Source organism: Candidatus Cyrtobacter comes (genome assembly GCF_034470605.1).
Taxonomy (GTDB): domain Bacteria; phylum Pseudomonadota; class Alphaproteobacteria; order Rickettsiales; family Midichloriaceae; genus Cyrtobacter; species Cyrtobacter comes.
Genome location: NZ_JARGYT010000046.1, coordinates 1 through 9,682, shown reverse-complemented (window position 1 = coordinate 9,682; position 9,682 = coordinate 1). Strand labels below are relative to the sequence as shown.

Sequence of the window (9,682 nt, the reverse complement as noted above, 5' to 3'; positions counted from 1 at the left end):
TTCTTTCGAAATTGTATAGAGTATGTCATTTTATTACTTCATTACCTCTCACCAATCACACAGTAATAACCATACCACTTTTATACCGGATTAGCTATAGATGGAAAAAGAAAGGTGCAGTTTGGCGATATACTAAAATCATTGAGTGATATAATTACTAAACAGCTTTCGTGTGAATGTTTTTTGGTAGAGGATAGTAATTTATTGCGTGGAGTGGTTACTTCTACTCAACATTTATAGGATGGTAATATCATTGTTTAATAATGTTTCATTTTTTATAAGTCAAAAGAGATAGTTATTTAAGTTAAATTAATACGATGAAGCAAAAAATTGTTTCGAATTTAAGACCTCACAAATCCTTTCCTTATTATTTATTTTAGATAGTGCTTCTTGCATTGCCCCTGGCTGATTGTTTTGGAGAGCGACTTCTAACTTATTACATTCAACATCATAGCCTTCATATTCAGAACTCTTCACCTTACAACATTTATAAAAAACATCGAGTGGTATGATTTTATGTTATTTTCAAATAATGTATCTCCTATTAATAAAATAAACCACTTTATCCATAAGAATGGATTGCCTGCCATAGAAGATAAAACTGGCATTCAGCTGCCAGTTTTATCTCTTGATATGTAGTATCTCTAAGATTGAGCCTTTAGGTCTTTCAAAAGTTCTATAAACACTATATGATTTTCTGATATCCTAATAAGAGTAGCAAATACCATCAATACACGGATTATTTTGATATACTGCTGTAAACTCTAAACCATTAGAAGATTCGATAACTGTGTAAACTTCATCTTTATCGCTTTCATAGCAATGGTAACTTTGCTCAGCAGAAACAGTGGCGTTAGGTCTTAAGCATATATACCCTTTGCCTTCAGATAATGTTATATTAACTATTGTTTTATTAAACTCACCAGCCACAGCAGTATTTTTAGAATGTTGTTGTTCAATGAATGGTAAATATATATATTTATATAGTTTTTCTGGCACATCTTTAGATATCTTAGGATCAACAGAAGCAAGTAATTTGAAATATTCTGACTTGCTAGTATAATAACAAGCATCTGCAGTAAAATTGTGTACTGAGTCTGGAATTATATAAGAAAGTGTTGAAGCTACAAATTTACCAAAATCCATTTGAGCCGTTGATGCCTCATAGTAAAACTTCTCATCGCTAAATTCAGCAAGCAATTTAAGCAAATTGCTTGAGGATGCCAGCATAATATAAGAAGTGGTAAGAATATTATAAGTAATAGCAAGTTTTGGGCTTATATGTGATATAGCCTTAGGAACTGCTATGCTATAAACTAATATACCGGCTACTACTGTGCTTCCTGACCACGCCGCCTCTGAATATTTTCCTTCAAATATTTTTGGCGCGGTATCAACTACAATTGAGAATCCAGTACCAATCATAGCTACGTTATTAAATCCATTAAAGAGTGTATATGTATGCAAAGATCCTGAATATACATCTTTTAGATTTTCATATGTAGGTTTAGACATTGCTCTCAAGATATTTGCCACTAAATCTAATGGCTTCAAGACTTTAGATGAAATGTGTAAATAATTCTGAATCTTAACAAGATCTACGGTTATTTCAGTTTTTGGCTCCATAGATACAGACATCTCTTCGCCAGTTTCTATATTTTGTATTTTTAGTTCTGTAGTAGACTTAACAGATCTAAAAATAGCATAGAATCGATCGCATGACTTTGCGGCACCACAATATGTAATTAATGCATCAAAGTGCATTGATCCCATATGGACTTTGCCAGTATATGATACAGTAAGAGATTTAAAGCCCGCTTCAGGGTTGGGTAAAGAGTCAGTAAGAGGTGAATAATCAGATATATAAAAGGAAGAAGCATCATTAGAATGTGAGGCGCTATCATCAAAGTAGTCAGCAAAATACTTTGTAATATATGGAGAAGGTTTCCAGGAATGTTGTTCATTATCTACTGAAGGGAGCCAGGAAGCAAATAGACGATCTGACCCAGGCCGTGCTTGATTATCATAAGCCAAATCTTCGGTTATAAGGTAATAGAAGTTTTTTCCTTTAATGCAATAATCTTTATTTTCTCGCTCAACTTTAAAAACGTAATTAGGAGCGTAACATTTTTGTTTACCAGGTAATAAATCCCGAGTGGTATAAGGTTTTTGCTCGTATCCGGTTTTAGAACTATCACCAAGATCATCATTTTGTTCTTTATATGCATCGCCAATTGAGGAACGTGAGTTCATATGGCTAACTCTTGCAAGACGCTCTTTAATATCTAGCTGTTCTAGATCATTATGAGATTTAGCACTAAAATATATATGATCTCCTAGCTTCATCACCCTTTCTCGCAAACTAATGTCATCATTAGAATCACGGTTTTCGACAGGCTCTTGCTGTTTTAGAAGGTCTAAAATATCAGGCTTGCATACGTTTTTATGTTCAACAAAATTTTTAAAATCATTTTTAAAATCATTATATGTGGAAGAGAGGGATATGTGCCCACTCTTATGACCATCAATTAAGTTTAACATAAACTCTTTAAATTTAGAGTCTTCACTGATGTAAATGACATTTTCCAAAATCTTAAGGTTATCTATAGAAGATATAACGTGATCTAACCCTTTTATAATACCCTTTGTATCAAAGTCATTATACGTAGTATCTAAGTCATGATCACTAATACCTGATCCTAATTTCTGGTACTCATTAAGATGGATTAATGACATGCGTTCTTTGAGTGATGATGATTCAGGTAAATTTTTATCAGTGTTTTCAAACAATGGATCCCATGCTTTATCACTAATATATTTTGGTGATGTATCAGAATCTAAAAACGCACTATTACGTACATCAACATGATTATTTGATACCATAAAAACATATCCAGATTTGAGATCTTTTACGATAAATGCGCAGTTATCATTATTATCATCAACAAAAAGCTTTGATTTATGGCCAGGTGCGGCTCCAATAACAATATTCTCATAAGTTACATATTTCATTATGTTTTTGGCTGTCTTAGCTCCTTCTTTTTTCCCAATATGTGTGAAGTCCATTAGTGGAGTAACTTCAATTTTCTTCAAAGCATACTCATCATCTGATGAGTGTGATGACTGAATACTCTCTTCTAGGACCATCTTGTTTTCATCCGGAGCATTACTTGATGATAAAAAATATGAAAATACATTATATGTCTTTTCCCAAATAGATGGGCGATGAGTTGGCGCTTCGTTATTAAGATTATCATTCTCAATAGCTTCGTTATTATCTTCAGATTTGCTCTCCTCTTTAGGTTTACTCACTTCTTTAGATTTACTCATCTCTATATTATATCTTGCATCTTCCTCATCTCTATGGTTTATGTAGTAGTCATTTAATACTTTGTAGAGGCTTAGTGCATTTTCGGTAGTGCCCCTTATTATATTAAAGGCAATTTCATTAATTACCTTTGTCCATGTTGAATCAATATGCTCAGAAAGATAAGTCCCCAGTATGCTATGAGCTTGAAAGCTATCCGCGCGCGGATTACCATATATACCAATTTGTGGTGCTATTTCATTTAGGTTCATTGGTAATTCTTGCATGTTTTTGTCTACAAGCAATTTACTAAATATCTCATCTATGAGTTTAATAAGTGCTTCTGAATAATAAGAGTTCCATAAATTCTCATCAGTTTTCTGGCAATTTACTATAGATCGAATCAGGGCAACGCCAAAATGCTCAAGCATTAATGGCATATCAACTGGATAATTTTTTGCATTTAAATAGCTAGTAGCATAGACCTCGTTTTTTATATCAAAAAATTTTGTTGGATTTGTATTATGTGCATCATTTATAAATTTAATTATAGATCCAGATGCTGACATTATTTTTTTCTGCAACTCCCCTTCATTTATTTTTTTTATTTTTTTTATAAAGTCATTAAAAGGTTTGGTATTTTGATAGTAGACATTATGAGCTTTGAGAGTTTCAGCTTCTTGTGTTGTGGTAAGCTTTTTATAAAAATTTTTATCAAAATTTTTATCAAAATTTTTATTTTTTATAATAGATTTTATATCCTTAAGTAAGTCACTAAAGGCATTATTAAAATCTGTTAGAGTATTTTGTTGATTGTTAATATTAAATTCCAAATCAACATTTTCATACTTAAATAAGTTGCGATACTTGCTATCTAATTCACCATCATTAAAGAGTAGACCGATGTAAATACTATCATGTTCGCTATTAACATGTTGATTAATTAATACACTTGATAGATTTAAATCACTTAAAATAAATAATAAATCATTATGAAGGTCAGTATAATTTGTGTAATTTTTTTTAATATTCACCATTTTCTCCAAGATTGGCAATATGGTTTTAAAACAATCACTAACATTATACGCTTTGCTTTTGTATAAGACGGTTCCAGCTTTTGCTAAGGATTTATTAGAAGTTAAGAATATATTCTTAGAAAGTTCTTGAATCTCCTTATAATTACTTTTGCTCAATCTAATATCTTGAACATCAGAACCAGTATTATCATTTAAGAAACTTTGAATTGTGTTAGTATATTCGGGAAGTTGGTTTTGGTCTTTAAATTTCTTAGCCAAATAAGTGGCTGTTATTTCACAAGTTTTCTGATCATCGTATAGGGTATCTATTCCGCGCAAAGAATCCATAACATCGTTGTAACTCACATCATGACCTGCTTTAATTTTCATTAGCGGCTTTATTACAGTATTGCTTAAATGTATATTTATATAGTCTTTGTATAAATGATTAGTGTTTTCTATATCATCGCTATTTCTAATAGACTCTGACCATTCTATTAAGTTGTCTATGAAGCCATCTTTCGTAAAAATTTTCTTAATATTTTTTATAACCTTAGCCTCCCTTTTAGAAAGGCTATCTTTCCAAAGGGTAGAATCAGTACCTTGGTATTCCATTAGATCTTGCTTCTCTTGCTCAAGTTGAGATTTTTTATTAGATAGTTTTTCCGTAGTTTTAGTTTTTTCCTCAATTAATGAGCCTAATTTTTTTATGTTTTCGTATTCAGCATTAAGAAATGTCTTTATTTTTTTAGTATTCCAATCAAGATCCTCCAGCTTACTACATTTATAACTTTTTAATTCAGATAACAAACGAAGGTCACTCTCATTATCATATTCAGTTTTAATAAAGAGCTTAAGTATCTCGTTCTTAGCATTTTTATTCTTTATATTCTTGAGTTCGCAATCTTCAACTAGGCCCTTATCATCATTTTTTACTATTGTATTATACTTCTTTATTTTCTTCTCTAATTTTTTTTCTTGTTTTTCTAGGTCGGACTCTCTCTGTTCTTTATCTTTTTTCCCTAACTTTTTCTTTTCGCTCTTTAAATCCTCCTTTGCTTTTTTAAATTCTTTATACTCTATCAATATCTCTTTGTATTTATCTAACAATTCTTCTCTCTGTTTAATAAAGAAGTCACTTAGTTTAAAAGCATCTGCTATATCATACGGTATTTTTTCCCAATTTCCTTGGGAATCACGTATTTCCCCTAAGATATTAGGTAACTTATTCGCAGTGATATCTGATAACCTTTCATCTATACTGTGTATTTTATGTTGAATACTACCTGATGTGCTCTCAGCATTGATCTTGTTTTGACGAATAGCTTTAAGATGAATGCCGAACTTCATGAGGTTATGAACTATTGAAAGCTCCTCATCATATTTAATATCATATTTTAAAATATTGTTAATGCTTCCATCGTATCCAACCTCATCTCTAATCTCTTGTATATCGAATTTTTTTGAATCATCTGAAAGGAACGTTTGAAATTTTTTAAAAAATTTCTTAGAAATGTCTCCCATCCACTCTATCCTTGTCTGAACTGTGTTTAATGCATGAAAGAATGAGGTTAATTTAAAGTGCAAGAAATCTATAGCTGGTCTTTGAATTATAAGACTACTAGCAGACAACACTATATTTTTAATATCGGAATCAATACTCTCTGTAATCGAGTTTAATTTATTTGATATTTTGTTATCATAACCTGGCCCATCATCATTAGCACTTAATTCTTGTTCTATTCCTGACAGCCTAAAAGAGATATTCTCAAGCTGAGACTTAACAAGTTCACCATTATTAAGAAAGATGGCGTTAAAGATATCTTTAGGATGTTCCGCATTATTGATAACTGTATTGGTTTTTGAAAGTCTCATATCAACTAACGCTATAATCTTTCTCAAATCTCCGATTACAGTACCAAGCCTGTCATATAATTCTTTATATACATTCTTTTTGCAGGGCGTGTGGATGCATTGACCTCTTCTACAGCATTAAACAATTCATCACTTAATGAATCGTATTTATCCATGCCGCCAATTTGAAGTATTATATCTTCGAGTTCTATTTGAGAAAAAATAGACTTCGCTTCCTGAATTTTGGATGACAAATCAACATTGTTATCTTCGTCGTAAGAAAAAACTGCATCCAACGTGCTATAAGCTGCATTTATATCTTTAAGCTTTAATAACAAGATCCTAAAATGGTGTAATCCATTGCTTATATTAAAAGTTGGTAAAGAGTGTACGTCACGATAATCCTCACTTGTTGCTATTTGTGAAAAAAATTTTGCAAATGAATACAATTGTTTTGGTCCAGGTGTATGCTCATTGTCTACCGCATTCATGAACCCGACCTCCTCTTGATCGTCTCCAGATATATCTTTAAAGAAAGATTTCATATCGTCAAACATTTCCTGATTCTTCTTTATAAAATCAAAAGCTGGACTCTTACCAGGAACGTTATTGCCTTTATCTATGACAAATTTGTCTAATTGATCAAACTTTTTTATATAAGATTCTATTAACTTAACTGGAATAACCTTATTATCGGTTACCAATCCAACCATTCTATTAATCTGATTAGTTAAACTGTGTCCAGAACTTCGAAAATCAATAAAATAATCTAGAAATTTAGAAGCTTTTTGCATAGCATCGCTATCACTACTAATTTCATTCTTAAGATTTTTATATTCTGTAATATCTAATGAAGAGAGATAGGATGAGATTTTTATAAGATTTTTTATCTTATCTTGAAGTTGATTCGGATATATATGTTCCAATTTTTCATCTATACCACGCTCTAAGGTGGTGAGATAGTTCATTGCCCTTTCAAAAACCCCCTTTTTCTTTCTAATATGTTCTAAAAATAAATAAAGCTCTTCTGGATTATTCCTAATGTTTAGATAGTGCTGATGACCTAAAACGTAAGAGGCATTCATTCCAATCTCTGCTAGGTATCTTATTAATGCATGAAAAGTTCCCGCATTGTCATCTATCATCTTTTTTAACGCAGCTAGGTCTTGTTGATCTATAGTAGGCATAGCATAAAATAATTTATAAAATTGGCTATTATTTGTAATGGCCTGGTATCACATTATAGCACTAACAATATGAAATGCAATTCATATCCCAAGTTGTGAGCCACGGGTTTATTGTTTGGCGGGTGTTATATCGCTATGGTGCCACGCCTTAGAAAGCGTCAAAATACCGTTACTCGTGAATATATTATCTAGTTCTCGTAGCTCGCCACTTCGCGACAAATTTTGTGACAATTTTTGCGCAAGTACTCCAATCTTTCAATTATCACCGCTGTATGTCTATAGTTATGAATGCTATAGTTATGAATGCCTTTATGAGTTACAATATCTTTGATACATCTTCTATTGATCTTGGTATAGTTAATTGACTCTTCTTAAAAGAGGTAATATAATCCTCGGCGTTCGTTTTTGTTATCTGGGTTATAGGGTTGTCTTCTAAGGTATCTGTTAGATTTAATAATGTTGATTTCTCTTTAGAGGTTTTGAAGAGAAAGGTTAGGATGGAGGGTATATTTAGGATATACAAAATTAAGAGGTATTTTGAGACTTCTTCTGAAACAAAAATGAGAAAAAGAAAGGAATCTGTAATGAGAGCTAAGAAGAAAAGACAGTCCCAAAATTCTTAGTGGTGCTTTTGCGTGGGGGCTATAGGTCACCTTGGTGTTGCAGCGTGCTATAATTCTATCTACAATCCCGGATTGCTGAGGGTAGTTGAGCGGGTCTCTAGTGATCTGCTGTTTGGTGTAGATGTTTGGAATTTATACGAGCTGTATTGGTTAGATATTAGTGGAAAGCCTTGTGTACATGTCGGGAGGCTTTCGTATGATTCTAGGTCAAAATATATTCTAGAATCTAAGTCTGTTAAACTCTATCTCATGTCTTTAAATGAACATAAATTTTCATCAACGCAAGAGGCAAAGGAGACTATAGTGCGTGATATTGAGGGGTTATTGAATACTCAAATAGAGGTTGAGATAAGCGAGCTAGTTAATATAGAGCGCGGCCTGGCGATTGATGGTGTTTGTATTGATGGTGTGTCAATTTCTGATGTGTATGGTGATGGAATTAAATGTTTTCCAGACGTATATATAAAGGAGAGTTTGTATAGTGATGTACTAAAATCTAATTGTCCAGTTACTATGCAACCAGATTATGGTTCTTTACTAATTGAGTATCATGGACAGAAGATTGATAGGTCGTCGCTTTTATTTTATATAACATCATTAAGAAATAAAAATAAATTTCACGAAGATTGTATTCAGGAAATTTGTGAAAGGATATTAGTTGATTGCAAACCGGAGTATCTTGCTGTGTTAGGGATGTATAATAGGAGGGGGGGCATAGACATAAATCCAATAAGAAGCAATGTTGCTGGGGTTTTTCCTAGTTTATATAGGTCGTTAAGACAATAAGCTTCCTCTTAAAAGGGTAAACAACACTAAATTAGTATACAGGCTATTTTATTTAATGAGGCCGATAATATTGCTTATATTAGGGCCTATGTTAATTCAGCTTAAATCACTATACATCTATACATCTATACTAAGTACTACATATAGAAAGCAACAATTTCTGCATTATCATATAAAGATAGATTTTGTTGTGGCGATATGATAGCGTGACAATGTGTATTGAATGAATGTGAGCAACTCTATGAATGGATGTAAATTTTGCTCTAACAAAACTATGCTCAAGATAGGCAGGTAAAGGTGCAAACAATGTTGCAAGAATCAGATTGAAGGAGACAAAAGAATAAAATACACCCTCAAAGAGGGTGTATTTCTTAGTAATGTTAAGATAATGAATACTCAAATAGTTGGATGCGCAATGCTGGAAAAGCTGTAGAAAGGGAGGTTGAGAGTAAATGATATCTACATATTCGGTGATGGCAAAATAATAGCACAGAGAATCAAGGATATGGTAATTTAAGCTGAGCTAGCATAGGCTGTAATATATAGCTAAATCGCCATAAAAGAGTTACATAGCTAACTTTGAAAATACTTTAGTATTGTTGGATTAAGGTAAAGTGAATAATTATATAATCATTTATACGGCTATAGGTGAGATTATTATATGCTATAGTAAATTAAGTTGAGATTTGAGTACAGATAAGTGATATTCAAAGGAAAATGCCAGCATGATACAGATTTTCGTAAGAAAGTTATAACATATGTAAATAGAGGTATAGTTAAGTCAGTATAAAACGTCATATAAAATAGGAGCTAAATAGTATAGTCACGAGATTTTTGCCCACAAAGCAATGTATCTAATTTGCACAGCAGCTAAAAAAGATTTGGCATTTTTAGCGTAACGACTGGCAA

General features: G+C 32.1%; 5 protein-coding genes and 1 pseudogene. 2 read left to right on the top strand and 4 right to left on the bottom strand.

Translation table 11 applies throughout. The features are described from left to right. Positions 1 to 309: 309 nt before the first annotated feature. From Cyrtocomes_RS03825 to Cyrtocomes_RS03815, 3 genes are all read right to left on the bottom strand, one after another. On the bottom strand, positions 310 to 477 hold the full coding sequence (locus Cyrtocomes_RS03825; protein ID WP_322497882.1) for a hypothetical protein: 168 nt from the start codon (positions 475 to 477) through the stop codon (positions 310 to 312). A 228-nt stretch (positions 478 to 705) separates the two neighbouring features. Beyond that, complete coding sequence (locus tag Cyrtocomes_RS03820; protein ID WP_322497881.1) at positions 706 to 6,225, bottom strand: hypothetical protein; 5,520 nt, start codon at positions 6,223 to 6,225, stop codon at positions 706 to 708. A gap of 8 nt (positions 6,226 to 6,233) precedes the next feature. Beyond that, positions 6,234 to 7,364 (bottom strand): hypothetical protein, encoded by a 1,131-nt coding sequence (locus Cyrtocomes_RS03815; RefSeq protein ID WP_322497880.1) that lies wholly within the window; start codon positions 7,362 to 7,364, stop codon positions 6,234 to 6,236. 425 nt (positions 7,365 to 7,789) lie between these two features. Between Cyrtocomes_RS03815 and rpsU the strand changes: the two genes are divergently transcribed. After that, positions 7,790 to 7,987 carry a 30S ribosomal protein S21 gene (gene rpsU, locus Cyrtocomes_RS03810; protein ID WP_322497879.1) on the top strand — a complete coding sequence of 66 codons (198 nt, stop codon included), beginning with the start codon at positions 7,790 to 7,792 and terminating at the stop codon, positions 7,985 to 7,987. A 12-nt stretch (positions 7,988 to 7,999) separates the two neighbouring features. Further along, a complete protein-coding gene (locus Cyrtocomes_RS03805; protein WP_322497878.1) occupies positions 8,000 to 8,773 on the top strand; it encodes an NADPH-dependent 7-cyano-7-deazaguanine reductase QueF in 774 nt (257 codons plus the stop codon). An 823-nt stretch (positions 8,774 to 9,596) separates the two neighbouring features. Here Cyrtocomes_RS03805 and Cyrtocomes_RS03800 read toward each other — a convergent pair. Further along, positions 9,597 to 9,682: pseudogene (locus Cyrtocomes_RS03800) on the bottom strand (IS5/IS1182 family transposase); the annotation flags it as partial.

Excerpts from the sequence above, each read along its gene's own strand:
- Cyrtocomes_RS03815 (WP_322497880.1), bottom strand. The coding sequence starts at position 7,364 with ATGCCTACTATAGATCAACAAGACCTAGCTGCGTTAAAAAAGATGATA.